Here is a 24225-nt window from a genome sequence, read left to right as displayed (position 1 = left end):
CGTCATCCGGCGGCTTGTCGGCCCAACGGACCGCGGAGGGGGAGATGTTGTCCGCCGCCGGGAGTCCAGCCCGCCCTGAGGCTCTGCCAGGTGAACCGCTGGGCCCACTCGACGGCGGCATCCATCGCGTGTCCCAGGGCGAGGTACCCGGCCACGGAGGCGGCGAGGGTGCAGCCGGAGCCATGATAGCTGTAAGGCAGCCGGGGCCACCGGTAGTCCCGCTTCCCGGTCGATGAATACAGCCGGTTGACGACGTCGTCCGTGGGAGCATGGGTGCCGGTGATGAGGACGTTCGGGCAGCCCAGGAGGCGGAGCCGCTCCGCATTTTCCGCTTCGGTCGCGCCGCCGCCGAGCCGGGAAGCTTCCGGCACGTTGGGTGTCACGAGGACTGCGCGCGGCAGGAGTTCGGTCCGCACGGCTTCGATCAGTTCTTCCGAGGCCAGATCGGTGCCTCCGCCGGCGGCGAGGACGGGATCGAGCACCACCGGGACTCCGCCGCCGAGTTCGTCCAGCAGGGTTGCCACGCAGTGGGCGATTCCCGCACTGCCGAGCAGGCCGATTTTCACTGCGGCGACCGGCAGGTCGCGGATCAGGGCGCGCCCTTGTGCCAGAAAGGCGTCAGGGGATTGGGGTTGCACGGCATGTACGTTCGAGGTGTCCTGGATCGTCAGCGCGGTGATCACCGTACAGGCCCGGCAGCCGATTGCGCCGACCGCTTCGATGTCGGCCTGAATGCCGGCGCCGCCCGTAGGATCGTGCCCCGAAAGGCTGAGGACGATGGCTGGCTGGTGGCTGGGAGTTGTCATCGAAGTTCCGATGGGGTCAAATGTCGCTTTGGCGCGACATGTGGTGCAGGGGCTGCGCCCTGTCTGCATAGGGCGACGTATTAGGCATCCATGGTCTACCTTTCCCTGATTTGCTGTCTACTCTTAACCGTAACGAGGTGCATCCGAAGGCGGTTTCGGAATGCAAGGCAAGCGATCGGCTCATCGGTACGGGAGTGAGGACTCGAATGAAAGGGTGTGCAACTAGCAGCGTGGCTACTTCGACCTCTTCTCCGGCACAATTTGCGAAAATTGCCGAAAAGTTCTGCCGGCTGGTGGAGGGTTTCGCCCGTTACGAACCGCAGGACTGGCTCGCGCTCATCGCCCGCGAACTGGGGCCGCTGGAAACGGCCGTGAGGGAATTGGCGGGTAGGGCGGGGATCGGCGACTACTCCATGCTGGCGGACATAGAGCAGCGGCATCGGATGTACGTGGAGCTCAAAACTTTCCTCGACGGCATGGACGACTACTGGACCGAGGCCGATCTCGAGGCCGGTGACGGTGTGATGACGGGTAGCTTGTCGGACAATGTCACGGAAATCTATTTCGCATTGAAGCGGGGGCTGGCCCACTGGAACAAGGGGCCGGCCGAAGCCGGCGCCGCGGTCGGTGAATGGCTCTCCGGTTTCGAGGTCAACTGGGGTTACCACCTGGCCAACCTCCGCTCCCAACTCAAGCACAAGGCCACCTTGCACTGACCCGTCCTGGGGCGCCGGGTTCGGTCCGCCGCGTCATCTTGCGGTAAAATCCTTCGGCATCGTAACTGGCGGACATATTCGGAGGGAGGTGGGGTGCTGGACATCATCAAGGGCGGCGGGCTGTTGATCTGGCCCATTCTGATCTGCTCCGTCGTCGCCCTCGCCATCATCCTCGAGCGTCTGTGGGCGCTGCGCACCAGCCGCATCCTGCCGGCTGAACTGGCATCGACGGTCTGGACGCTGTGGCGGAACGATCGGCTCGATGCCGGCAGTATCCGCCAGATTGCGCTGAATTCGCCGCTGGGCGCCGTCCTGGCGGCAGGGTTGGCCAACCACAAGCACGGGCGCGAGGTGATGCAGCGCTGCATCGAGCAGGCCGGCCGCCAGGTCGTCCACGCCATGGAACGTTATCTCAACACGCTCGGTACCATTGCTTCGATTTCTCCTTATCTGGGCCTCCTCGGTAGCGTGCTGGGGATGATGAAGGTGTTTGCCGGTTTTTCCGCCGCGCACGGCGCCGGAAATCCGGCCGTGCTGGCGGGCGGCCTGTCCGAAATCCTCATCACCACCGCCGCGGGGCTGGCCGTGGCCATTCCCAGCCTGATGTTCTACCGCTATTTCCGGGGGAGGGTGAATGAACTGTCCATGCGCCTGGAAGAGGAAGCGGTCCGCCTGATCGCCGTCTTACACGGTGAACGTGAAGAATGAGTGCGCCATGAATTTCCGCCCCCAGAACCGGGACGAGCCGGAATTGAACCTGATTCCGATGATCGACGTGCTGATCGTCCTGATGATCTTCCTGGTGATGACGACCACCTTCAGCCGGGAAACCGGACTCGAACTGCGGTTGCCCAAGGCGCAGGCCGTCCCTCAAGAAGAAGTGCCCAAGGGTGTGGACGTCGCCGTCGACGCCGAGGGGCGGTTCGCGGTGAACGGCACGCCGCTGCAGGACAACCGCCTCGAAGCACTGCGCGAGGCGATGAAGGCGGCGGCCGGCGGGCAGCAGGACCCGCTGGTGATCGTCCGGGCCGACAGGGCCACGCAGCACCAGCATGTCATCACCGTCCTGGAAGCCGCCGGCCAGCTGGGCTTCGGCCATATCGGCTTTGCCGCCGAGGCCGCTCCCGAGGGCAAACCTTGAGCCGGTCCAACGGGGTGATCGACGCTTGGCTGCAGCGACAGTGGTATGCGGAGGCGCAGCCGCCATGGGGTTTGCGCGCGCTGAGCCGGGGGTTCGGAGCTGCCGTCGCGCTCCGCCGCGGGTATTACCGCCGGAACGCGAAGGTCTCTCTCGGCGTTCCCGTCATCGTCGTCGGCAACCTCAGCGTGGGCGGTACCGGCAAGACGCCGCTGGTGATCGCTCTGGTGGAGCTGTTGCGACAGCACGGATGGTCGCCCGGCGTGGTCAGCCGCGGCTACCGCGGTTCCGCTAGGGCGCCGCTTGAAGTCTTCTGCGGCAGCGATCCCGCCGAGGTCGGCGACGAGCCCTTGCTGATCCGGCAGCGCACCGGGGGGCCGGTGTTCGTTTCGCCGAGACGTGTGGAGGCGGCCCGGGCCGTGCTCGCAGCCGGCGCGGACGTCGTCGTTTCCGACGACGGCCTGCAGCACTACGCCCTGCCGCGGGACGTCGAGATCGCCGTGGTCGACGGTGTCCGCCGGTATGGCAACGGCCGGCTGCTGCCGGCGGGGCCGTTGCGGGAGCCGGTCGAGCGGCTGGCAAGCGTGGACTTCGTGGTCTGCAATGGCGGCGAGCCGGGGCCCGGTGAATCGGTCATGACACTGGAAGGTAGGACGGCGGTGCGTCTCGCCGACGGCGAGCGGCGTCCCTTGGCCGCTTTCGCGGGACAGCGGATCGTCGCCATGGCGGGCATAGGCCATCCTGCGCGTTTTTTTTCGCACCTGGCCGCCTTGGGCCTGAACTTCGAGCCCGTGGCATGGCCCGATCATCATGCCTATTCGCCCGACGATTTCCGGTCCGTTCCGGAAGACACGCCGGTGCTGATCACCGAGAAGGATGCCGTGAAGTGCCGCCGGCTGGACGATCCCCGAATCTGGTACATTCCCGTCTCCGCCCGGCTCGATCCGGCCTTCGCGCCCCGATTACTGAACATCCTCGAGAGGTTTCGACATGGACAAACGACTGCTTGAAATCCTGGTCTGCCCTGTGTGCAAGGGCGGGCTGATCTATCTCCGCGAGCAGCAGGAACTGGTCTGCCTGGCGGACAAGCTGGCCTATCCCATCCGCGACGACATTCCGGTGATGCTGGACAGCGAGGCGAGGAGGCTCAGCCTCGAGGAGTACGACGCGCTTCGTCAACGGCGGGCTGCCCCGGTGGCCTGATGCCGGCGGATTTCACCATCGTCATTCCGGCGCGCTACGGTTCGACCCGGCTGCCCGGCAAGCCTCTGTTGGAACTCGGCGGCAAGCCGATGATCGCGCACGTCTGCGAGCGGGCGCTCGAAGCCGGTGCGGCGGAGGTCGTGGTGGCGACCGACGACGCGCGCATCGCCGAGGCGGTGGACGGCCTGCCGGTCACCGCGATGCTGACCCGGACCGAACATGCCAGCGGCACCGAGCGCCTGGCCGAGGTGGCCGAGCGCCGGGCCTGGAGCGACGATACCCTCGTGGTCAACCTGCAGGGTGACGAGCCTTTCATGGACGCCGCCCTGCTGCGCGCCCTGGCAGAGGCGCTGGGGCGGCGCGAAGACTGCCGGGTGGCGACCCTGGCCGCGCCGATCCACCGGCCCGAGGAAATCTTCGATCCCAACGTGGTCAAGGTGGTCACCGACGGTGAGAACCGGGCGCTGTATTTCAGCCGCGCTGCCGTGCCTTGGGACCGCGAGTCCTTCGCCGAAGGAGCGGGGGTGCCGATGCCGGGCATGCCTTATCGCCGCCATATCGGTGTCTATGCCTACACCGCGTCCTATCTGCGTCGCTACGTGGACTTGGAGCCGTCGCCGCTGGAGCACGTCGAGCGCCTGGAGCAACTGCGCATCCTCTGGCACGGTGACCGCATCCTGGTGGTGCCGGTGGAGGGCGCGCCTGCACCGGGTGTGGATACGGCCGCCGATCTCGAGCGGGCCCGGCGCCATCTGTCCGGCCGGGCGCCGTAACCGCGATGGACGCGTCGGCAGGCTTGTGGGGCTTGTTCGCCAGCGCTTTCGTCTCGGCGACCCTTGCCCCGGGGGGGTCGGAGGCGGTGCTGGCCTATCTGGTGCACACCGGCTATGCGTTGCCGACCGAACTCGTGGCGGTGGCCAGCGTGGGCAATACCCTGGGAGCGATGACGACCTGGGGGATGGGCTGGCTGTGGGCGCGCCGCCGCCCGCTGGAGGTCGAGGCGATCGAGAATCCGCGCCAGCGGCGCGCGGTCGCATCACTCAAGCGCTGGGGCGCCGGGATGCTGCTGGTCTCCTGGATACCGGTGCTCGGCGACGGCTTCTGCTTCGCCGCCGGCTGGCTGCGGCTGTCGCTGGTCCTGTCCGTGGCCTACATCGCCATCGGCAAGGCCATGCGCTACGCCGTGGTGGCGTGGCTGGCGGGCTGAGCTAGCGCTGGTATGGCGGCGAGTAGGGGCGGCTGCTCGAGACCCTGAGCGGCCGCGACAGCGACAGGATCTCGTCGGCGATGGTCGCGTAGAGTTCCCGCGTCCATTCCGGCTGGCCGGCAGCGGTCTGCTCCAGCGGCCAGGTCCTGGGATCGTGCGGGGCGATTACCACCTTCACGTTTTCCTTGCCCACCTGCGCCGTCAGTACGAACAGCTCTTCGATGGCCTCGTCGCCCATGGCCAGACATCCCGCCGACACCGCCCGGCCGTGGATGAAGATGTCAGACCCCGGCTGGGTGCGGCCTTCGAGCTGGGCATGATACAGGTCGAAATCGTTCGGGTAGTTCAGCTTCATCGACAGGTGATAGTTGCTGTTCGGATTCAGTCCCACGATCCGGTAAACGCCCTCCGGCACCTGCTTGTCGCCCTGGCGCAGCTTGGGCCCCGCCGAGCCGCTGGCGGCCTGGATGTCGTAATGGCGGATCAGCCGGTAGTCGCTGCCGTCGCGGGCCCACAGTTCGAGCTTCTTCTCCTGTTTCAGACCGACCAGTACCACTTCCCGTGGCGGAAAGGCCACACCGGCCCGTTCGAAATAGGGTTTGAGTTTCTGGACCGAATACGGGCCGAAATCGCGCAGCACGTCCGACACCGTGCGCTGATCAGAGCCGCCGAAGAACGGTGGCAGGTAGCCGGGCCGGCGGAATGCAGGCTTGGGAAGAGAGGTGCGTTCCGGCGCCGCGCCCGCGAGGTTCTGTTTCCGGCCCTGTTGGGCCGGGCCGGCACAGGCCGTCAGGAGCAGGGCAATGACGGGAAGAAGCGAGAGAACGGCTTTCGATGTCATGATCGTCACCTCGGCACGACAGTTTCCGGCAGCACACATTATGGCGACGTCGGAGCCTCCCCGCCAGTTGCCGCAACGCCCATCGGCGACTGCGGAAATCATTTCCAGGCATACGTATTGCCTGGATCAGGCGTAAACTTTCGTTGCCTACCAACCCACGGATCTCTCCACCATGGCCAGTTTTTCCCCCAGATACCTTTTGTTGAATTGCATTGCGTTGCTGGCGGTTTTGCTCGTCACCCCTTTGGCCTGGGCTGACGACCGCGACAAGGCCAACGACCTCCTGCGCGATGCCACCATCACCTTCAACGAATTCGTGGCCGATCCCAACATGGGCTGGTTCCGTGACAACGTGAAGGACGCCAGGGCCGTGGTGATCGCGCCACAGGTGCTGAAACTGGGTTTCATTTTCGGAGGCTCCGGCGGCAACGCCGTGGTGCTGGCCAAGGACAAGCAGACCGGCGAGTGGGGATACCCGGCGTTCTACACCGCCGGGGCTGTGACCGCCGGCCTGCAGATCGGCGGCGAGCTGACCGATGTGATCATGATGGTGATGACGGAGAGCGGCATGAATGCGCTGCTCAGCTCCAAGTTCCAGCTCGGGGCGGATGCCAGTATCGCCGCGGGCCCCGTCGGCACCGGCAGCCAGGTGGCGACCGTGGACATCCTGCAGTTCAGTCGGGCCAAGGGGATTTACGGTGGGCTGACGCTGGAAGGGGCGGTGATCACCCCGCGGGAGGACCTCAACGCCGCCTTTTACGGCCGGATCGTGGACCCGGTGGACATCCTCATCCGGCATACCGTGACCAATCCTCTGGCGGATCGGCTGAGAGCGGCGGTCGCCAAGGCGACGCTTTCCAGACCCGTCCTCCATTGATCTCACCAGGAGCCTTGCATCATGACGAATCCCTTGTTCCAGCCCTTCCGGCTCGGCCCGCACACGTTGAAGAACCGCATGGTGATGGCGCCACTCACCCGCTCGCGTGCCGGGCAGCCCGGCAATGTGCCTACGGCGCTGAACGCCGAATACTACCGGCAACGGGCCAGCGCCGGACTGATCATCTCCGAGGCCACACAGGTTTCCCCCCAGGGCCAGGGTTATGCGTGGACTCCGGGTATCCATTCTGCCGAACAGGTGGCAGGCTGGCGGCTCGTCGCCGATGCCGTCCACGGCGCCGGCGGCCTGATGTTCATGCAGCTCTGGCATGTCGGCCGCGTCTCCCATCCGGCGTTGCAGCCAGGCGGCGCACTGCCTGTGGCACCGTCCGCGATCGCGCCCACCGGCATGGCCTTCATCGTTAACGCCGAAGGCCAGGGCGAGCTGGTGCCTTTCGTCACCCCGCGGGCCTTGGAACTCGACGAGATACCTGGCATCGTCGGCCAGTACCGCGATGGCGCACGCAATGCCATGGCCGCCGGCATGGACGGCGTCGAAGTCCATGCCGCCAACGGCTATCTGCTCGATCAATTCCTGAATTCCAGCTCCAATCACCGTCGAGATGCCTATGGCGGCTCCCCGGAAAACCGGGCGCGTCTCCTGATGGAGGTCCTGGAGGCGGTCTGCGGCGTCTGGGGCGCGGACCGGGTGGGTGTGCGGCTGTCGCCACTGGGCACGTTCAACGACATGGGCGATGCCGATCCGGAAGCGACGTTCGGCTACGTGGCCGAGCGCCTGAACGATTTCGGACTCGCCTATCTGCACGTGGTGGAACCCTTCATGGCCGGAAACGCGCCCGCCGCAACCCCGGACCCGCGAGGTGAGGCCATCATGGCGATGATCCGGAAGAGCTTTCGTGGACCACTGATCGTCTGCGGCGGCTACGACCAGGCCAAGGCCGTCGCCTGCCTCGAGGCCGGTCGGGCCGACCTCGTCGCCTTCGGTCGGCTGTTCATCGCCAATCCCGACCTGCCCGAACGTTTCAGGCGAGGCGCCGCTCTGAATCGCTGGAATGAAGCCACCTTCTACGGTGGAGGCGCGGAAGGCTACACTGATTATCCGTCATTGACGGATGCCTGACGGGGGCTGTCGCCTTCGATCAAAGGCCCGAGCGGGTGGGTTGCCGTTTTGTCCCGGTCTTGCCCAATCGGTCTCGGGGGGCGGGCAATCCGGAAAGAAGCATGGTTCTGCCGTGGCTGCTGGCACCGGGACGGGGTTTTATTTATACTTGGCAGCCCGATTGCCGGGATGGCGAAACTGGTAGACGCGCCAGACTCAAAATCTGGTAGTGGAAACACTGTGTCGGTTCGATTCCGACTCCCGGCACCACCGATTCGTTCGCAGAAGTCCGCTAAAGTCCACGCAGCCCGCACCTCGCGGGCTTTTTCATGCCTTGCGTCGTCCGCCAACGTCCGCAGAAATCCGCTAGAAGCGCCGGTAGCGTATGTCAGCAGAATTGGCGGTAACCTGATCCTCTGGGGGCGTTACCGTCATGGCGCTTACCGACGCAGCCGTCCGCAACGCAAAGCGCAGCGGCGGCAAGGCTTGCGAGCTTTCCGACGAAAAAGGGCTGTACCTCATTGTCACCGTCAAAGGTGGTAAGTGGTGGCGGCTCGATTACCGTCACGACGGCAAGCGCAAGACCCTGTCCTTAGGAACCTAGACGGAGCACAAGGAAGTCGAGCGAAGCGAGCGAGTGCGACGTCCCCGCGAAGCCATAGGCCCGGATGTTTTGCCGGAATCCGCGGCTTCATCGCGGGTGGAGACGAAACATAAGGGATCCGACAAGGCGTCGAGTCATTGGGGGCGCCTTGTCGGAGTGCATCGCGGAGAGACCGACGGAGCCGGGGCGGACGCAGGACGGCGCGGGCCGCCGAAGGCAAGGACGTCGCCAGTTTTTTGCTCCCGAGGGGGACGGGGATGTCCCGTCGGGTTTCGCAAAAAATGGCGACGCTCCAGAGTAGCGACGGCCACGGTTTCATGGAGATACGGTGTTGCCCAAGGCGCAGCCGGCACCCTGTAATCCACGACCGACACCGTTTCGCCTGGCTTCCACCTCGCTCCCATCTTCGGCGCGACAGTGACCAGGCAATGCTCGGTGACCGAGCCGCAATCGATCGAAAACCCGCCAGCGATCACGTCCGCCATACCGGCCAGGACCCCGTTGTCGATGCGGTGGGCGTAGGCGACCCAGTCGGTGGGGTCTAGCGATTCGGTGAGGGTGCCATCGATGCTGGTCATCCGCCACCTCGCTTACGCCGGCTGGTTCATGCCGAATGCCCAGGTCGGCACGGTGATGAGATTGCCAGTCTGGATCACCTGGTTGCTGATTTCGTCCGTCACGACCAGCACCTTGCCGTTCGTCTCGTCGAGCAAGGCGATGTGGAGGTCGAGCGCGGCCATTACGGGGTCTGGAACTACCGGCAACATCGACACGATCGCCACGGGGGTCGAGATCGCGGGATCCATCCTGGTGGCGGTGCTGGCGGGCAAAGGCGCGGCTGCCGTGGCGGCCTTCGTCGGGAGCCAGGCGCGGGGGGCTTGCGCGATTGCTGCGGGCCATCGGCGGCTACGTTGGGGGGCGTCGCGCAACGCTTTTGGAGTTGAAGCTCTCACCGCTGGACCATACTTTTCATTTATGCCGCTGCGCCGTTTGCCAATGTGGAGGAAAGCCGACAGATGGTGGTTCATTGGGGTATTTCGGTGGGCCGGGCGACATACGGGGACTCGCTGAAAACGGCCATTCAGGCCGGTTTGCCGCTTGGACGGATTTTTGCTTGGCTCATATTCGGGGCCTGCCGGCCCCTTCAATGAACCTGCAACAGCCTGGTCCGAACGGAGCCATACGCCATGAATGAAAATACCGCAAGCATGGCCGAAATTCTCGCTGATCTGCTGAAATTGTCCTCTGATGCGATGGCCAATGTTTCAGAGCGGGAGCAGCTCAGCATCGCGGTGGAGTCATTGGTGATGTCCACCGAACATGCCAGACGCGCCCGCGATCAGATCGCCATCGCCCTGCTGGAACTGGAGGAATACCGTCGCCAGAACCGCAGGCTGGTCGAGACCTGCCGGAAGTGGGAGGCCATAGCCAATGACCTGCTGGCGCGGTTGGTCATGGTGACGCGGCCACCCGAACATTCCAGGCGGATGCATTGAGGCAGGGGGCCAGCCGACCCCCGGGGTTTTCTGCCGATGGGGCGAGCCGCAACGGCCGAGGGTCGATTTGTTGCCACGCCATAGCGCAATAGGGGTGGCTCGGACGGGCACGTTCCGGGGGGGTTGTGATTCTGAGGGGGAGTCTTATGAACGCGGAGCAATTTCTGCTTGCACTGGGTCTGGTCGAGGAGGGGGGCGTCTGGCGGCGGAAGACGGATGGTGGGATGGTCGGCGAGAATACCGAAGCGGCGCTGATCGCGATGAAGGGAGACATTCTTCGCATGGCGTTCGAACCCGGCATCGACGAACCCCTCTCCATGAAGCAGGCAATGGAGGCATTGCGGTTGCTCTCGGCGCTGGAAAAGCGGTAAATCCGACAGCGCGTCCCGGTGCCTGCCCCTTGCTGCGCGGAAGCCCGGCGGGGGCTGTATGCATCTCTCCCGGGCTGTCATGTCGTGACGTGCTTACCGCCGGTACAGCCGCATGAAGGAGGACGCGGCATAGATCATCACGGCGAAGAGAACCCATTCTTCGAGAGACACCGACGTCGGGTCATCGTCTACCAGTACGATGCCGGCGAGAGCGGCGGTTACGATGACGGCGTAATTGAACATCGGCGCACCTGATCGGCTTCAAGACAAGGGGAGATGACAATCTACCGCATTTGCCCCTTTTTGTTACAGGCGGCTGGTCGGGGCGCTTTTTCTTCGGTGTATCATTCGCGTGACCGCCTGTTTGCCAAAGGCCATGGAGCCCGCGCCAGGCGGTTCTCTCAGGAAGAACCTCAAAGATGATGCCGGCCAATCTTCGCAGCACACTGTCCCGCCATGTTCGGCTTCCCCCTTTGCATGCGGGACGACGGCTGAAGCTGAAGCGAAACAATTTCGGGTTCCTGTTGACCGGACTGGTATCGACCCTGATCACCGGGCCTTTGTTGCGGGAATTTTCGGTCCTGGCAAAGGACCAGGAATTTCTGGTCTGGCTGATGGAGTCGGTGTTCAGCCTGATGGTTCTGATCGGCGTCTGGAGTCTTCAGGAAAACAGGCGGGTCTTTCGCTTGGGGCTGCTGCTCGGCATGCTCAGTCTGTTGTTTCCGGTGCTCGCCTGGGATTCCCGTTCCGTCCTGCTGGGCGTCCTGGAGGTGTTGGTCTTCTTGCTGTTCTGTGTGCTGAGCTGCTATCTGGCGGCCCAACACGTGTTTCGCGGGAAAGAGGCCGACATCAACCGGTTGTCCGGTTCCGTATGTGTTTTCCTGCTGATCGGGTTCATCTGGGGTTTCCTTTACATCCTCTTGACCATGCTGCGGCCCGGAGCTTTCCAGGGGCTCGACGCCGGCGAGTCCATGCACGTGCGGGCTGACGAGTTGCTGTATTTCAGCTTTGCCACTCTGACCACGCTGGGTTATGGCGACATCACACCAGTAACCCCGCTGGCCCGGACTCTGAGCATCCTCGAAGTCGTCTGCGGGCAGTTTTACCTGACGATTCTGGTGGCCAGTCTCGTCGGGAATTTTCTTGCCGGAAGGATGCAGCGTTAGCCGGGCTCGGGTCCGGTGTCGGGCCAGACTTTCAGCTGGGTATGGCTCACGGCCAGGAGAGTCGAACCGGCGAAGATGCCGATGAAGCCCCAGGCCAGCATCATGCCCATTCGCATAGACGGCGAATACCCGCGGCGGCGCCCGATGACGCCGGCAGGGGAACAAAATCCGGTCCAGGTCGAGCAATCGCTCGACGACGCCTAGCCGTCGATCGGGGGCCGCGCCAAGGCAGCGGGTGCCGTCATGCACCGGGGTGACGGAACGGCGGTTCTGGCGCGTGGCCTGTCGATGGTTTCGGCGATCAGCAACCAAGGACTGTGCGCTTCGAGTGCGCCGAATCCTCGACAGCCTGAAGGTGCACCATCCCAAACGCGTGACCGCTGGGTTGGCCGAGCATAGGGAGCAGATCGAAGTCTTCCATCTCCCGCGTAACTGCCCCGGATCGATCCCGACGAACGTCCGAACCGGGACTTCCAAACCGAACCGCGATCATCTGACCCCGCCACCGGCGTTGGTGCGTAAATCCGCGGATGGAGCCATTCCGTGCGGTCCCTCCAGCAGGAAGAGAGAGTAGCGCCTGTCGAAGCCGGGTTGCCGGCGAGGCGATGTGACGGTGTGGTTCGCGGAAGACTTCTTGCGTCATCACTGGCACGGGAAAGCCACTGGCGACCGAGGGGAGCCGTTGGAATATCCGGATGCGGCGGTTCAAACCCTGCTGATGCGCCTGACGGGCATGGCTTTGCCGGTTCAGGATCATTCCAAATGTCGCGGCGCGCGAAGCGCCTGGAGGTGGTCGTTCCGCGGCGGGAACGGCCGGTGCCTTGGGTGGTGTCTTCCTGGGGAAAGCAGGGATAGGGAAGGTATTGCCATTGATTGATTCATGCACCAATGCCCGGGAGACACTCTCCTATTTTGGGAGATCCTGGATGCCGCGATCAAGGATGCCAGCCTCATTTCAACGCCTTTGCCACGTCTCCGCTCACCAATACCCCGATCTTGCTTTTGAACGCATCCTCGACGGCATAGTAGGCGTGTCCGCGTGGGTTGATGAAGCTGAAGCCGAGATCGTCTTCACCCTTGATCTTGTTGGAGGCCGTGATCTTTCCGTCTGCGTCGAACACGTCCACCGCCACGTCGTAGACGAGATTCGTGCTCATGTAGGTGTCCGTCTGCCAGTCGCGCAGGGTGAATACCATGCACGTTCCTGCGCCTCTAACCTTGGCATCGCGGACGATTTCCGCCATCGACGCAGTCGGCGCAATGGATAGAGCAATCGCCTTGCCTCCGTCCCGCTCGATCGCTCCCGCCACGGCGGTCGCCATGTCGTCCGCCATCGGTCTCTCCGACTCCGTGGTGACACTGTAGGGGATGCCGAGCGAGGACCGAAGAACCCCCACGTAATCGGGAGGCTTCTTTTGGCTCACGATCGCAGGGCGTCGATCTTGGAAGCCGACCGCCACCACGATCTTGGGGTTCGTCCGAATGGTAGGCTCGGCTTCGGCGTAGTTGAATTGGTACCCGATCGCGCAGCCGTGCAGGGCGACTGCCGAGATCAGAATCACAGGAATGACCCTGGCCGCATTCCGCATCATTCATTTCCTCCTGTTTCGCAAGCGTATCCGTGTTTCAACCCAGAGTCCCGGCTATTTAGCCGGGAGATACCCGTCCCCGACCTCGAGGCGATGAGGGAGCACGAGTTTCAATCCACTCCCGGCTATTTAGCCGGGAGATACCTCGATCAGGTGAGCGCATCCACGAAATCCCTAGAGTTTCAATCCACTCCCGGCTATTTAGCCGGGAGATACGTGAGATCACGGCAGCGGCGCTCGATCAGGTGAGGTTTCAATCCACTCCCGGCTATTTAGCCGGGAGATACCGACGAGCTGCGACTGCCCAGCGGCGACAACCGAGAGTTTCAATCCACTCCCGGCTATTTAGCCGGGAGATACGCGATCGGCTTCATTTTGAGTGCGAACGCGACCTGTTTCAATCCACTCCCGGCTATTTAGCCGGGAGATACGCGGATCTACGACCGGATCAACGCCGTCAGCGGTGTTTCAATCCACTCCCGGCTATTTAGCCGGGAGATACTTATAAACAAGGAGACAACGCGGGCCAGGAATATGGTTTCAATCCACTCCCGGCTATTTAGCCGGGAGATACCAACGACCGCGCCGATGATCGTGCCGATGACCGGGTTTCAATCCACTCCCGGCTATTTAGCCGGGAGATACGAATGGCGTCCTTATTCGCTTGGTGGATTTTTCAGTTTCAATCCACTCCCGGCTATTTAGCCGGGAGATACGCGAGGCGACGCTGGAGTTCAGCGAAGGCGAGGAGTTTCAATCCACTCCCGGCTATTTAGCCGGGAGATACATTTGGCAGCATCCGATTCAAGTTTTGCAAAAAGGTTTCAATCCACTCCCGGCTATTTAGCCGGGAGATACGCCACCGACATATCATTACCCGGCGAGCCGCCGAGGTTTCAATCCACTCCCGGCTATTTAGCCGGGAGATACCTGCTTTCCCGGTCCGCGGATTTCGTGCTCCAGGAAAAGTTTCAATCCACTCCCGGCTATTTAGCCGGGAGATACGCAACTGATCGAGGAAGCGCTGTGCCGGCGGCACAAAGTTTCAATCCACTCCCGGCTATTTAGCCGGGAGATACGCATGCGGGAATGGATCGGCCAGCGCGTCATCCACGTTTCAATCCACTCCCGGCTATTTAGCCGGGAGATACACCTCGGCGGTGAAATTCGTCAACCAGTCCAACGAGTTTCAATCCACTCCCGGCTATTTAGCCGGGAGATACCAGATCACGCCCCAAACCCTTAAAGCCCTGCAGGTTTCAATCCACTCCCGGCTATTTAGCCGGGAGATACGAACCCACCGATTATCCCTTCGACCGGTTCGACGAAGTTTCAATCCACTCCCGGCTATTTAGCCGGGAGATACGTTGCGGTACGTCCGGGCGCTGCGTAGCCGGCATCGTTTCAATCCACTCCCGGCTATTTAGCCGGGAGATACGTCCCCCAGGCCGAAGCGCCGGACCGGGTGTTCAGCGTTTCAATCCACTCCCGGCTATTTAGCCGGGAGATACCGTTCCGGTCGTCATCGTGACCGTCGGAGTTTGTCCAGTTTCAATCCACTCCCGGCTATTTAGCCGGGAGATACAAATTCACTCCGGAATTATCGCCAAGTTTATCTATGTTTCAATCCACTCCCGGCTATTTAGCCGGGAGATACGCATATCCTGCGTCATTCGGATGCACACCGCTAGAGTTTCAATCCACTCCCGGCTATTTAGCCGGGAGATACGCCCTGAGTTCAGCCGTGACCGCTGCCGGTATCGGGTTTCAATCCACTCCCGGCTATTTAGCCGGGAGATACGACGTGCGCCATTGAATCTTGTGACACCAGAATTGTTTCAATCCACTCCCGGCTATTTAGCCGGGAGATACCCGACGCCGCTGGCGTGTATCGCATCCGCATGACGTTTCAATCCACTCCCGGCTATTTAGCCGGGAGATACATACCGCGAATGGTCCGGCTGGAACACCAAAAGGGTTTCAATCCACTCCCGGCTATTTAGCCGGGAGATACGATAGAGGCTGCAGTGCGCCACAATTACCACCACTGTTTCAATCCACTCCCGGCTATTTAGCCGGGAGATACCCCCCTGCGTATGTGTCTGAGCTGTGATCTCCATGTTTCAATCCACTCCCGGCTATTTAGCCGGGAGATACAAACACAGGTTCGCACTCGCCATCGGTTCGATATAGTTTCAATCCACTCCCGGCTATTTAGCCGGGAGATACCAGCTGCCACGGTGAACGAAGACGACAAAACCGAGTTTCAATCCACTCCCGGCTATTTAGCCGGGAGATACGCACCAGTTGTCGCCCCCTGCCCCCACGTTATGCTATGTTTCAATCCACTCCCGGCTATTTAGCCGGGAGATACGGAATACTGGATTAAGCGGTTTGGTGAGCAGTTGGTTTCAATCCACTCCCGGCTATTTAGCCGGGAGATACGAGGTTGGATGACGAGTAATTCGGAGTCGATTGTGTTTCAATCCACTCCCGGCTATTTAGCCGGGAGATACGCCCGGACGGCACGGTGTTGCCGATCCATCCAACTGTTTCAATCCACTCCCGGCTATTTAGCCGGGAGATACAGCAGCCCGGCGGCGTCTGGGTGGCGACTTTGACCGTTTCAATCCACTCCCGGCTATTTAGCCGGGAGATACTGTGCGGGTGACGTACAGCGCCTGCCGGGTGTCGCGGGTTTCAATCCACTCCCGGCTATTTAGCCGGGAGATACGCACGTCACCGACATCTATCAGGCCGTGGCGGACGTTTCAATCCACTCCCGGCTATTTAGCCGGGAGATACTGCGTTGCCGCAGCTTGATGATAAGCTAGGATTTTTTTCGAGGGAAGAGCGGACGGGTGGTCGAGCCAGTCCGCCGGCGTGATGCGGATCGGGGATGACTCCGCTATCGACTGGTTTTTCAACCAGTTGGAAGTTGCGCGAACCCCCGGCCAAATTCGCATCGCTTGAGGTTCGCGCATTTCAAACGATGAGCGTGTCTTCAAAGTCAACCGCCTTGAACTTGCCGAACTCCATGAGGTTTTTCTCCAACGGTTCGGTGATGCGGTAAATGCGCAGGCTGTCCTCTTTCTCGTCGATCTCATCCAGCAATTCTGCCTTGAGTGTTTCCATCTGGGCGAGGTTGACCTTGCATTCGAACACGGACTTTTGCACGCGCTGGCCGTAATTCAGACATACCTTGGCCACATGGCGCAGACGTCTGCGGCCGGCGGCGGTTTCGGTGGAGACATCGTAGGAAACCAAAATCAACATGACGAAAAGCCCATGGGTTCAATTTCATGCAAAAACAATAGGTTGCCGAGGCGGCTCTGGGTGGAAAATGGGCTGTGCATCGTTTTCTGACGGGTCAGCGGTGGAGATAAGGCACGTAATGCGCGAGGTCCTGGCGCAGATAGCGGGCCAGCAAGCGCGCTTGCCAATGAGGCAGCAGGCCGATCGGCAGGGTTTGTTTGAGCAGCGGATGCGTGATTGCTTCCTGCTTGCGGGTTTGATAGGCGGCGATGACGGTCTTGCGGCCCTTGTCGTTGAGCAGCACGGCACCGCCTTCCCGTTCGTCGAAGTCGCTGGCCTGCAATTGTCCGCGGTTGACGAGGGTCAAGGCCAGCCGGTCCGCCAGCGGGGCGCGGAATTCTTCCAACAGATCCAGCGCCAAGGCCGGACGACCGGGACGTACGGCATGGAGAAAGCCCAATTGCGGATCGAGCCCGACGGTTTCCAGGGCAGCCCGGCAGTCGCTCAACACCAGGGCATACAGGAAAGAGAGCAATGCGTTGAAACGGTCGCGCGGCGGGCGCCGGTTGCGGCAGTCGAAAGGGAACTCGGCCCGCGCCTTCGCCCTCATGACTTTGGGCAGAGCCTCGAAATAAAGCCTGGCCACATCGCCTTCCAAGCCCCGTAGGGTGTCGAGATCTTGCGCCAAAGGGAGCTTGCGCACTTGATTGGCGATGAGCTTGGCGGCGCGCACCAAAGCTTCTCTTTCGTCCGCGTCGTCCGTTTCCCGCGCGCCCCGCATCAACAACTGCCGGCTGTTACGCAGCTTGCCGGCCAATACCGCGCGAGCCAGGCACAGGGTTTGCGCACCGTCTTCCGCCGCGCGGAATTGCGCCTGGCGCAGGAAGATGTTGCCGTTCACCGGCCCTTCCAGCCGCGCCCTGAACCGGCCCGCCCGATCGAGCCATACGACCGATCGGCCATCCTCGGCGCAGCGCCCAAGCAACGCAGGGCTGAGCATGACGTGATCGAACAGCACGAAGGCGGATAGATGATGCAGCGGGACCTGCAGGCGTTTTTGCTCCTCGATCATCACGCACACGGTCTCGCCCTCCAGGCGTAGATAAGCCTCGGGCGTGGTGACGTAGAGGGTGTTTTGCAGCACGGTCATGGAAGGTCCTCTTCCGGTTCGAACAGGGTTTTGGCGATGTCGCTCAAGACTGGCGCCGCTCCGACCATTTCCGGCTCGCAGATCGTTCGCAGCGAGCATTCACCACAACGCCCGGAGTGGGGTGTCTGAAGTGGCGGCGGACATTTGGCCCCGTTCAGGGTGATGCGAATGCTCTTGGCCGCTTCCCGCACCGCCTGTTTCAGGGTTTCGGTAATGACGACTTCACGGCGTCGTTTCGATTGCTGATGAAATATCGCACCCCGTGCAACCGGCTTGCCGGTCATTTCCTCCAGGCACAATGCCTGCGCGGCAAGCTGCAGGTCGTCATTGATCCACCGTTTGCGCTTGCCGTGCTTGTATTCGACCGGGTAAATCGCGCCATCCGGATGAAACTCCACGACATCGCAACGACCACTCAAGCCCAGAGTGTCCGACCAAACGGGCAAAGCGTATTCGATACGAATATTGCCCTGCCCTCGGCTGTGGCTTCGATCCACCCGTTCATGCTCCAACGTTCCCCTGATAGTGTGGACGTTGTCCTTGAACTCGCCTTCGGCATGGATCAGGTAACAACGACGGGGACAGTAGGCGTATTGGTTGAGAGCAGAGAGCGGTAGGGTTTCTTCCATGACCGTCACTTCATAGGCATCACGATTGAATACGGGACAGCCCATTATCGCCCCAGGCCCAAAGCTCCACACCGGACGGCAAACGCTCGGGAAAAGTTTTGACCTTGTAGTCGTGAAAACTGCGCGGCGGGGTTTCGAGTGGGTGAATTTCGATGATGGCTTGCGCCCGATCATCTACGCCACGCGTGAAGTCGAGCAAGCGGTGAGCCGGTGCGCAGCCGAGTTTGGCTTGGCGCTCGCGTTGCGAAGGATCGGTGTCGGTTCCGACATGCTTGAACACATATAGCCCCCTGCAAGACATCATGCCCTTGCTGGCTGAACGGTCATGGTCGTACATATTGGCCAGAGCTTCCCAAAACAGAGAAAGATCGTCTTCGCCGAAGCCGGTTTCCAAGGCGAGGTTGGCGCTGATGAAGCCCTTGGCGGCGTAGAGTCCGTAGGGAATCAGATTTTTGCGGCCCATGGTGCGGAGTTTGTCCTCGGGCTGCTCGTCTTCCCATTTTTGGAAATCCACCGAGCTTTTCGCACCTTTCACGTCCTCTGCCACCGCCATGCGGGTTATGGAAATATCCAGCGGTAAGACAGGATCAAGTGAACGCGCGAAAGCGAATTGCACCGGACCGCGCACCTGGCCGGCATTCGCACCGGTCGCCATCACGGCACCGAAGCAGCGAACATCGTAGAAGTTTTGGCACATCCAATCCTTCGCGGCCCTAACCTTGGATTTGGATGCGCCTTTTTCCGGCACTCCGCCGGTCTCCTCGTGAGCACGAATGATTGGTCGATTCAGGTTGCTGGCGTGTTCGACGAAAATGGCGTGGGGCATCTGGTTACCCTTGGCAATCTGCACATAGTTGCGGACCCGCCGCTTCAAGGCTACGTCGGAGACGAGTCCGTGCATGTCTTCAGGGTCGATGCGCGGGGCGTTGCCCGCATCCGGGTCGCCGTTGGGGTTGCCGTTTTCACAGTCGAACAGGAACAGGAATTCGTAGCGGTTATCGATAGCCATGACAAGACCTCCTTGATGGGTTGGCGTTAGGAATTTGCGGCAAACAAATCGGGTTGCGAATCGACTTTTTTCTCGGGCGCGGCATTCTTGTCCTTGGTGCCTGGGTTAAGGGCGGCGAGCTGCTGGTAATAGCCGAGAGCGAACAGGCTTTGCTGCTCCAGCGTGATGACTCGTGGTATGTCAGCCAAGCAGGCCATGACGTCGGCGATCTGGTTTTCGTACCAATAGGCCAAGCCGCCGTCGAGTTTGTTCAGGTGGTTCTTGGCGTTGGCGGCAAGACGACCGACGACTAAACCAGGGGTTTGGCTGGCGGCGATGTAATAGCGCTGTACCACACCAGCGCCGACGTCGCCCATGGCTGCTCGCTGCAACCGGGCTAGCACGGCGAGCAGTCTGCCGCAGTGGTAGGCGGGGCTGGGGTGTTCAGGATTTACATGGGGCTGCATGTGGGAGTCTCCTTTTCTCTGGTGGTAGGCTTTGATCAGTCCCATGCGGGCATGGGAGGCGGGGGTGTCGTTAATCACGTCGATGCGGGCGCGCAGTGTGGCTTGCGCGAGGGCAGCATAAGGGATGTCGCCGCCAGTGATGGCGGCCCGCCACAGGTGTTGCACCATCGGAGGGGGCAAGTCTTTCAGATCACGCACCAGACTGCCCGCCACGGCGAGGAATTTGGGCGGCGGTACCAATGCCTTGCCGTCCCTGCCGATGATAGCCAGATCTATAAACCATTGTTCGATATTGGCGACCAGCGTTTCGAACGCGCCTTGCATGACTTCGCGTACCATCACCCGGCCCGATGCACCGGATAGCAGCAGGGCGTAATAGACGTTGTTACTCAAGTCCGGACGCTGACCGGTCTGGATGGCCTGTAGGAGTTTTCGGGCTTTCAATTCGGCCCCAGCGGCGGTTTGCTCTTCCGGCTCCTTCAACCAGGGCAGCGGGTCGTCTTCGAGCGGGATACTCTGCTCGAACCAGTACACCGAAAGGACATTGCCGAGTTTGATACTTTTCTCCGCAATCAGGCAATTGAGTGTTTCCGCGTAGGCGACGGCGGTTTCCTCGGACATCGCCGCGTTGGCTGCTTGTTCCAGGCCGTAGGATTGGAACGCCTGTTTATCGAAACCCGCCAGCACATCGCCGGTACCCAATCCTCCCACTCCCGCCAATCCTTTGATTTTCGGATGGGTCGCCACGGGTTCTACGGCATCGCCGGTCAGCAGGCAGCGCATTTTTCCGGCGGCTTTGGCTTTCGGCACTTTCAGCGTGGCGCGGAAGCCGCGCCACCAATCGTGCCAGTCGGTTCTTTCCAACGGGTTTATGCCGTCAATGCGGAAGCAGGCGGATTCTGTAGGCTTGGCTTTTAGCCGGATCAATTCGTCCCGCACCGCCCGCATCGCGGCCTCGTCTTTCAGCAGCGCGGCGGCGCCGCTCAAATATGGAGCGGCTTCCGCCGCCTGTTCGAGCAAGCCACAAAAAAAGGCATGTTTGGCGCGGAATTTTTCCTGCTCCTTCTCGTCGAGGTCGTCTTTCCAAAACAAGGCGACGGTAGGCAATCCGTCCGATAGGAAATGGGCGCGCGCGCCTTCGCCACCGACCAATTCCGGTTGGCTAAGAGTGGGGCAGCACGCGAAGATTTGGCCCTTGTCCTCGCCCAAGGGTACGACGCCGGTATAGCGTCCGTCCGCAGTGCAGGTAATGGCCCATTTGACGGTCTTGCGGGTGAAGCCGGGTTCGGACGAGCCGGCCTGTTTAAGGATGGCATCAAGCATGGCCGTTTTCCTCCACTGCCTTCCTGACGGCGGGATCGTCATAACCGGGTATCTCCATCACCCCCTTGGTCAATTGGGCATGAAACACGCTGATACTGGGCGGCGCATGGCTGTCGTTGTCCCGGCTCAGGTCGAACACGTCGTAGAGCATGAACCCTAAGTCGAGACTAAGGCGAACGGGTTCTGGACCTGATTTTTCAGCATCTGCCAAGGTGAAAAAGGCGGGGAATTCACGGCAACCGAAAAACGGTTGGTAGTAACATTGCCCACCACGGGCGCGACGCTCGAATTGAGCATCGAAAGCTCGGGTATCCTGTCCCTCGCTACGAAAGCGCAGGTGGGCGTGGAGGCGGTAATGCACATTTTTCAACGCCGTGGTCTGGCGCTGGGTGCGGCCTTTCTGGTCGGTTCCCAGCTGCTCGCGGTCGCCGTCGGCCCACAAAGGCTCTGGCTCTGCCCTGCCGTCTCTCCAGCGGAGAATGACATTATCGCCCGGTGCTTTGTCCTTAACCTCGTTGCGGCGCAGCGCGATGTAACTGGGCGGTTTGAGCATTTCGATTTTTTCCACCTGCCAATAAAAGCCGTAAGACTTCTTCCAATAGATGGCATCGAAGATGCCCCGTGCGGCGGAAGGCGTGATGATGGGATAGCTGTAACGCTCGACCTTTAGCTCCGGGCGGGTGAAGCAGGCGAAATCGCCCCAGACTTCCAGGCAATGCGTTTTGCCTCGCATAACAATTTCTCCTTTAAGCAATCCAAATATTGAGTTCGCCCGGCGGGTTCAGTCCGAGCATGCCGTGGTAATGCTCTTTCACCGCATAGATAAACCAGTCTTCTTGCATATCCCGCCGTCCGCGTCGGAATTGCTGGACCGCAAGCAGGCTGTCCCAGATCGGATCCTCCGGTTTGGGGCGAAACCGGCTTACCGTCAGCGGGCGTGCCTGCCGGATCCAATCGCGGGTCAGGCCAGATTTATCCGCCAGCTCGCAGAGCCTTTGGTATTCATCGAGATATGGTTCATAGGGGACCAAGATATTGACGGTGTCCCGTTCGATCAGGCGATATTCCCTGGCGATTTCGGGAAAGGCCCCGGCTTTCACGTGCTCCAACAACGCCTTGGTTTTCGGGTGCTCGTCGATCCCGGCGATGCTGTAGAGCTCACGGTAATAGGCAATGATGAATTCGGGGTCATCCAGCGCCATGTGTGCCTTGCCAAGGCGTTTGAGCAGCATTTGGGTGACTTGCGCCGCCTGTTCATAGCCGCCGCCGGGCGGATAGCGCTCGTCTTCGGGCATAAAGACATGAGTCCGCCCCAGTTCTTTGCGCTTGCCTTCCCGGTTGCAGCGCCCCGCCGCCTGGATGATGGCGTCGAGCGGCGCATAAGCGCGGTAGACCACGGGGAAATCCACATCCACGCCGGCTTCGATGCATTGGGTGGCGACGAGGCGGACGGGTTTCCCCTGATCGAGCCGCTGGCGGACGGTCGCAAGCACGTCTTGGCGATGGGCCGGGCAGAGGTGGGTGGAAAGGTGCAGGGCGTCTCTTTCTTGCAGCAGTGTCCACAGATCCGTCGCATGCCGTTTGAGATTTACGATGCACAAAGTTTGCGGATGCTGCTCCAGTCGCTCGGCGAGGGTTGGCCAGCTCAGGGGGTGGTCGGGGTCGCCCCAATCCACCGTGACCCGTTTCAACGGTGTGAACAATGCGCCCGGCTGCGGAACGATCTCGCGTGGCTGCCAGCCGGCCGGGCAGTGTCGTCTAACCGCCTCATGCAAATGGGAGAAGGCCGGTTGGGTGGCGGTGGCGAATACGATGCTGGAGGCATGGGCTTTGGCCAGATGGGAAAGCGCGGCCAGGGTCGGCACGGCGAGTGCGGCGGGCAGGGTCTGCACTTCGTCGAACAGGATGACCGAACGCGCCAGCCGGTGCAGTTTGCGACAGGTCGAAGGCCGGTTGGAAAATAGCGATTCCAGCATTTGCACGCTGGTGGTCACGATGAGCGGCGCATCCCAGTTTTCCGCCAGCAGGCGCCGCCGGCGTTCGGGGTCTTCTGCCTGATTGCCTTCGTTGTCGGCTCGATTTCGTTCCGCGCCCGTCCCGGCCAGTGAGTGATGTTCCAGCACGTACTCCTCGCCGAAGTGGGGAACGAAAATCTCGCGGTAAATTTGGGCCGTCTGCTCGATGATGGAAAGATGAGGGATCACCATGATCACCCGCCGGAGGCCATGCTTTCGGGCATGGGCCAGGGCAAAGGCGAGCATGGCGAGCGTTTTGCCGCTGCCGGTGGGGGCGGTGAGGGTGAAAAGGCCGGTCGATGACTCCGCCGCATCGAGACAGGCTTTACGCAAGGCGACACGCACCTCGGCCACCCGTGAGTTCGCCTGGGTTTCGGTTTGCAACCGCTCGATATGGGACAAGAGGAGCGCTGCTGCGCGTTCGGGCTGCAGATCAGGCCCCGGTTTCCGGTAGCGCTTACCGGTATCCTCACCCTCGAAATGTGCCTCGGTGTCGAGGAAATCGGCATCCACCAGAGCCGAGAACAACAGGCGGATGTCCAGCATCCGGTCGATGCGGCTGGACAGTTCCATTCCGCAGACGGTGCCTGGTGGTTGAGTCGCCGTCAGGCCGTCGGCGGCGAGCCGGGTTTTCAATTCGTCCAGACAGTGGCTGCTGAGCGAGAGCTGCAATGGATGGTTCAGGGTGAGTGTTTTCAGGTTGAGTCCCGAGCACCCGTCTTTGCTGAGATATTGCAGACCGATGTGATGGCCCTGGATCGCCAGGGCTGCTGCGATGGCTTTGTGCTCCATCAACGCGAGCCAAGCGCCCTGCGACCAGTGGTCCAAGCCTTGGTCCTCGCCGCGCAGCCGTGCCTGAAACCGATCCCCATATTTGCCCAAATCGTGCAACAGGCCGGCCAGGCGAGCCTCGTCCGCCCAGGGCTCGTTTCCAGCGAACTCCCCGGCAAGCCGACTGACGCTCGATAAATGGTCGCGCAGCCGGTGCTGAATCCCTGCCCGGTTGGCGCTGTGCGCGTAACGACCGTCGTTCCGCACGGTGTTTCTACCTCCCGAAGTCCATGTGCGAACCGTCTTGCCGATCCCACGGCCTCAAAACCTGAGCCACCCCATCAAAAAAACGCAAGCGATACCGCATCGATGCTGCCGCAGCCGTTCCCCGACGGCCCAGCGAAGCCCCTGATGCCCCACCATTTTAGCCTCCAGCCCGTGTTTGGGGATGTCCATGAACGGTTCAGCGGGGGCGTTGCGCCAGTCGCGCTGCA

Annotated in this window: 26 protein-coding genes, 1 tRNA gene and 1 CRISPR repeat array; of the genes, 15 read left to right on the top strand and 12 right to left on the bottom strand. The window is 61.6% G+C overall.

The window, feature by feature from the left end; all coding sequences use genetic code 11:
- Nucleotides 1–2: 2 nt before the first annotated feature.
- Nucleotides 3–806: a bifunctional hydroxymethylpyrimidine kinase/phosphomethylpyrimidine kinase gene (thiD, locus tag ACSHWJ_RS12100; RefSeq protein ID WP_218797351.1), complete on the bottom strand. Its 804-nt coding sequence runs from the start codon at nucleotides 804–806 to the stop codon at nucleotides 3–5.
- Between the two features lie 230 nt (nucleotides 807–1036).
- Here thiD and ACSHWJ_RS12095 point away from each other — a divergent pair, with 230 nt between their 5' ends.
- The 7 genes from ACSHWJ_RS12095 to ACSHWJ_RS12065 all read left to right on the top strand — a co-directional run bounded on the left by ACSHWJ_RS12095 (nucleotide 1037) and on the right by ACSHWJ_RS12065 (nucleotide 5070).
- On the top strand, nucleotides 1037–1522 hold the full coding sequence (locus ACSHWJ_RS12095) for a DUF5063 domain-containing protein (protein ID WP_161625755.1): 486 nt from the start codon (nucleotides 1037–1039) through the stop codon (nucleotides 1520–1522).
- Between the two features lie 93 nt (nucleotides 1523–1615).
- Nucleotides 1616–2230: a MotA/TolQ/ExbB proton channel family protein gene (locus tag ACSHWJ_RS12090; protein ID WP_010959975.1), complete on the top strand. Its 615-nt coding sequence runs from the start codon at nucleotides 1616–1618 to the stop codon at nucleotides 2228–2230.
- A 7-nt stretch (nucleotides 2231–2237) separates the two neighbouring features.
- A complete protein-coding gene (locus ACSHWJ_RS12085; protein ID WP_010959976.1) occupies nucleotides 2238–2663 on the top strand; it encodes an ExbD/TolR family protein in 426 nt (141 codons plus the stop codon).
- Nucleotides 2660–3670 carry a tetraacyldisaccharide 4'-kinase gene (lpxK, locus tag ACSHWJ_RS12080; protein ID WP_010959977.1) on the top strand — a complete coding sequence of 337 codons (1011 nt, stop codon included), beginning with the start codon at nucleotides 2660–2662 and terminating at the stop codon, nucleotides 3668–3670. The genes ACSHWJ_RS12085 and lpxK overlap by 4 nt, the downstream gene beginning before the upstream one ends.
- On the top strand, nucleotides 3651–3863 hold the full coding sequence (locus tag ACSHWJ_RS12075; RefSeq protein WP_010959978.1) for a Trm112 family protein: 213 nt from the start codon (nucleotides 3651–3653) through the stop codon (nucleotides 3861–3863). Before lpxK ends, ACSHWJ_RS12075 begins: the two co-directional genes overlap by 20 nt.
- Nucleotides 3863–4636 carry a 3-deoxy-manno-octulosonate cytidylyltransferase gene (kdsB, locus tag ACSHWJ_RS12070; RefSeq protein ID WP_017365040.1) on the top strand — a complete coding sequence of 258 codons (774 nt, stop codon included), beginning with the start codon at nucleotides 3863–3865 and terminating at the stop codon, nucleotides 4634–4636. Before ACSHWJ_RS12075 ends, kdsB begins: the two co-directional genes overlap by 1 nt.
- A 5-nt stretch (nucleotides 4637–4641) precedes the next feature.
- Nucleotides 4642–5070, top strand: a complete 429-nt coding sequence (locus tag ACSHWJ_RS12065; RefSeq protein WP_017365041.1) for a YqaA family protein — start codon at nucleotides 4642–4644, stop codon at nucleotides 5068–5070.
- A gap of 1 nt (nucleotide 5071) precedes the next feature.
- Here the strand turns inward: ACSHWJ_RS12065 and ACSHWJ_RS12060 are convergent, their stop codons facing one another.
- On the bottom strand, nucleotides 5072–5911 hold the full coding sequence (locus tag ACSHWJ_RS12060; protein ID WP_228370267.1) for a L,D-transpeptidase family protein: 840 nt from the start codon (nucleotides 5909–5911) through the stop codon (nucleotides 5072–5074).
- Nucleotides 5912–6083: 172 nt separating this feature from the next.
- On the opposite strand from ACSHWJ_RS12060, the gene ACSHWJ_RS12055 reads away from it, so the two are divergent.
- From ACSHWJ_RS12055 to ACSHWJ_RS12040, 4 genes are all read left to right on the top strand, one after another.
- On the top strand, nucleotides 6084–6788 hold the full coding sequence (locus ACSHWJ_RS12055; RefSeq protein WP_218797352.1) for a lipid-binding SYLF domain-containing protein: 705 nt from the start codon (nucleotides 6084–6086) through the stop codon (nucleotides 6786–6788).
- 21 nt (nucleotides 6789–6809) lie between these two features.
- Nucleotides 6810–7928, top strand: a complete 1119-nt coding sequence (locus ACSHWJ_RS12050) for an alkene reductase (RefSeq protein ID WP_282213559.1) — start codon at nucleotides 6810–6812, stop codon at nucleotides 7926–7928.
- Between the two features lie 162 nt (nucleotides 7929–8090).
- A tRNA-Leu gene (locus tag ACSHWJ_RS12045) sits at nucleotides 8091–8177 on the top strand.
- 163 nt (nucleotides 8178–8340) lie between these two features.
- Nucleotides 8341–8511, top strand: coding sequence for an Arm DNA-binding domain-containing protein (locus tag ACSHWJ_RS12040; RefSeq protein WP_010959985.1), 171 nt, complete (start codon nucleotides 8341–8343; stop codon nucleotides 8509–8511).
- Nucleotides 8512–9101: 590 nt separating this feature from the next.
- Here the strand turns inward: ACSHWJ_RS12040 and ACSHWJ_RS12035 are convergent.
- Nucleotides 9102–9539: a hypothetical protein gene (locus tag ACSHWJ_RS12035; protein ID WP_282213558.1), complete on the bottom strand. Its 438-nt coding sequence runs from the start codon at nucleotides 9537–9539 to the stop codon at nucleotides 9102–9104.
- Nucleotides 9540–9698: 159 nt separating this feature from the next.
- Between ACSHWJ_RS12035 and ACSHWJ_RS12030 the strand changes: the two genes are divergently transcribed.
- Nucleotides 9699–10007, top strand: a complete 309-nt coding sequence (locus ACSHWJ_RS12030) for a hypothetical protein (protein WP_010959986.1) — start codon at nucleotides 9699–9701, stop codon at nucleotides 10005–10007.
- 146 nt (nucleotides 10008–10153) lie between these two features.
- A complete protein-coding gene (locus tag ACSHWJ_RS12025) occupies nucleotides 10154–10378 on the top strand; it encodes a hypothetical protein (protein WP_010959987.1) in 225 nt (74 codons plus the stop codon).
- Between the two features lie 93 nt (nucleotides 10379–10471).
- On the opposite strand, the gene ACSHWJ_RS12020 is transcribed toward ACSHWJ_RS12025, so the two are convergent.
- Nucleotides 10472–10621 (bottom strand): hypothetical protein, encoded by a 150-nt coding sequence (locus ACSHWJ_RS12020; protein WP_010959988.1) that lies wholly within the window; start codon nucleotides 10619–10621, stop codon nucleotides 10472–10474.
- 176 nt (nucleotides 10622–10797) lie between these two features.
- On the opposite strand from ACSHWJ_RS12020, the gene ACSHWJ_RS12015 reads away from it, so the two are divergent.
- Complete coding sequence (locus ACSHWJ_RS12015) at nucleotides 10798–11544, top strand: potassium channel family protein (protein ID WP_282213557.1); 747 nt, start codon at nucleotides 10798–10800, stop codon at nucleotides 11542–11544.
- Nucleotides 11545–12151: 607 nt separating this feature from the next.
- Nucleotides 12152–12421, top strand: a complete 270-nt coding sequence (locus ACSHWJ_RS12010; RefSeq protein WP_425607733.1) for a hypothetical protein — start codon at nucleotides 12152–12154, stop codon at nucleotides 12419–12421.
- Between the two features lie 73 nt (nucleotides 12422–12494).
- On the opposite strand, the gene ACSHWJ_RS12005 is transcribed toward ACSHWJ_RS12010, so the two are convergent.
- From ACSHWJ_RS12005 to cas3, 8 genes are all read right to left on the bottom strand, one after another.
- On the bottom strand, nucleotides 12495–13136 hold the full coding sequence (locus ACSHWJ_RS12005; RefSeq protein ID WP_041360760.1) for a hypothetical protein: 642 nt from the start codon (nucleotides 13134–13136) through the stop codon (nucleotides 12495–12497).
- Between the two features lie 104 nt (nucleotides 13137–13240).
- A CRISPR array of direct repeats spans nucleotides 13241–15938; the repeat unit is 37 nt; unit sequence GTTTCAATCCACTCCCGGCTATTTAGCCGGGAGATAC.
- A gap of 180 nt (nucleotides 15939–16118) precedes the next feature.
- Complete coding sequence (gene cas2, locus ACSHWJ_RS12000) at nucleotides 16119–16409, bottom strand: CRISPR-associated endonuclease Cas2 (RefSeq protein WP_010959992.1); 291 nt, start codon at nucleotides 16407–16409, stop codon at nucleotides 16119–16121.
- Between the two features lie 94 nt (nucleotides 16410–16503).
- Complete coding sequence (gene cas1c, locus ACSHWJ_RS11995; RefSeq protein WP_282213556.1) at nucleotides 16504–17538, bottom strand: type I-C CRISPR-associated endonuclease Cas1c; 1035 nt, start codon at nucleotides 17536–17538, stop codon at nucleotides 16504–16506.
- Nucleotides 17535–18167 carry a CRISPR-associated protein Cas4 gene (gene cas4, locus ACSHWJ_RS11990; RefSeq protein WP_282213555.1) on the bottom strand — a complete coding sequence of 211 codons (633 nt, stop codon included), beginning with the start codon at nucleotides 18165–18167 and terminating at the stop codon, nucleotides 17535–17537. Before cas4 ends, cas1c begins: the two co-directional genes overlap by 4 nt.
- 19 nt (nucleotides 18168–18186) lie before the next feature.
- Nucleotides 18187–19176 carry a type I-C CRISPR-associated protein Cas7/Csd2 gene (gene cas7c, locus ACSHWJ_RS11985; protein WP_282213554.1) on the bottom strand — a complete coding sequence of 330 codons (990 nt, stop codon included), beginning with the start codon at nucleotides 19174–19176 and terminating at the stop codon, nucleotides 18187–18189.
- A gap of 26 nt (nucleotides 19177–19202) precedes the next feature.
- A complete protein-coding gene (gene cas8c / locus ACSHWJ_RS11980; protein ID WP_282213553.1) occupies nucleotides 19203–20945 on the bottom strand; it encodes a type I-C CRISPR-associated protein Cas8c/Csd1 in 1743 nt (580 codons plus the stop codon).
- Nucleotides 20938–21678, bottom strand: a complete 741-nt coding sequence (cas5c, locus tag ACSHWJ_RS11975; RefSeq protein ID WP_282213552.1) for a type I-C CRISPR-associated protein Cas5c — start codon at nucleotides 21676–21678, stop codon at nucleotides 20938–20940. Before cas5c ends, cas8c begins: the two co-directional genes overlap by 8 nt.
- A 13-nt stretch (nucleotides 21679–21691) precedes the next feature.
- Entirely contained in the window at nucleotides 21692–23998 is a 2307-nt protein-coding gene (gene cas3 / locus ACSHWJ_RS11970; protein WP_282213551.1) for a CRISPR-associated helicase Cas3', read from the bottom strand.
- Nucleotides 23999–24225 lie beyond the last annotated feature (227 nt).

Source organism: Methylococcus sp. S1M, assembly GCF_051295855.1.
GTDB lineage: Bacteria > Pseudomonadota > Gammaproteobacteria > Methylococcales > Methylococcaceae > Methylococcus > Methylococcus capsulatus.
This window is presented reverse-complemented; position numbering and strand designations above follow the sequence as displayed.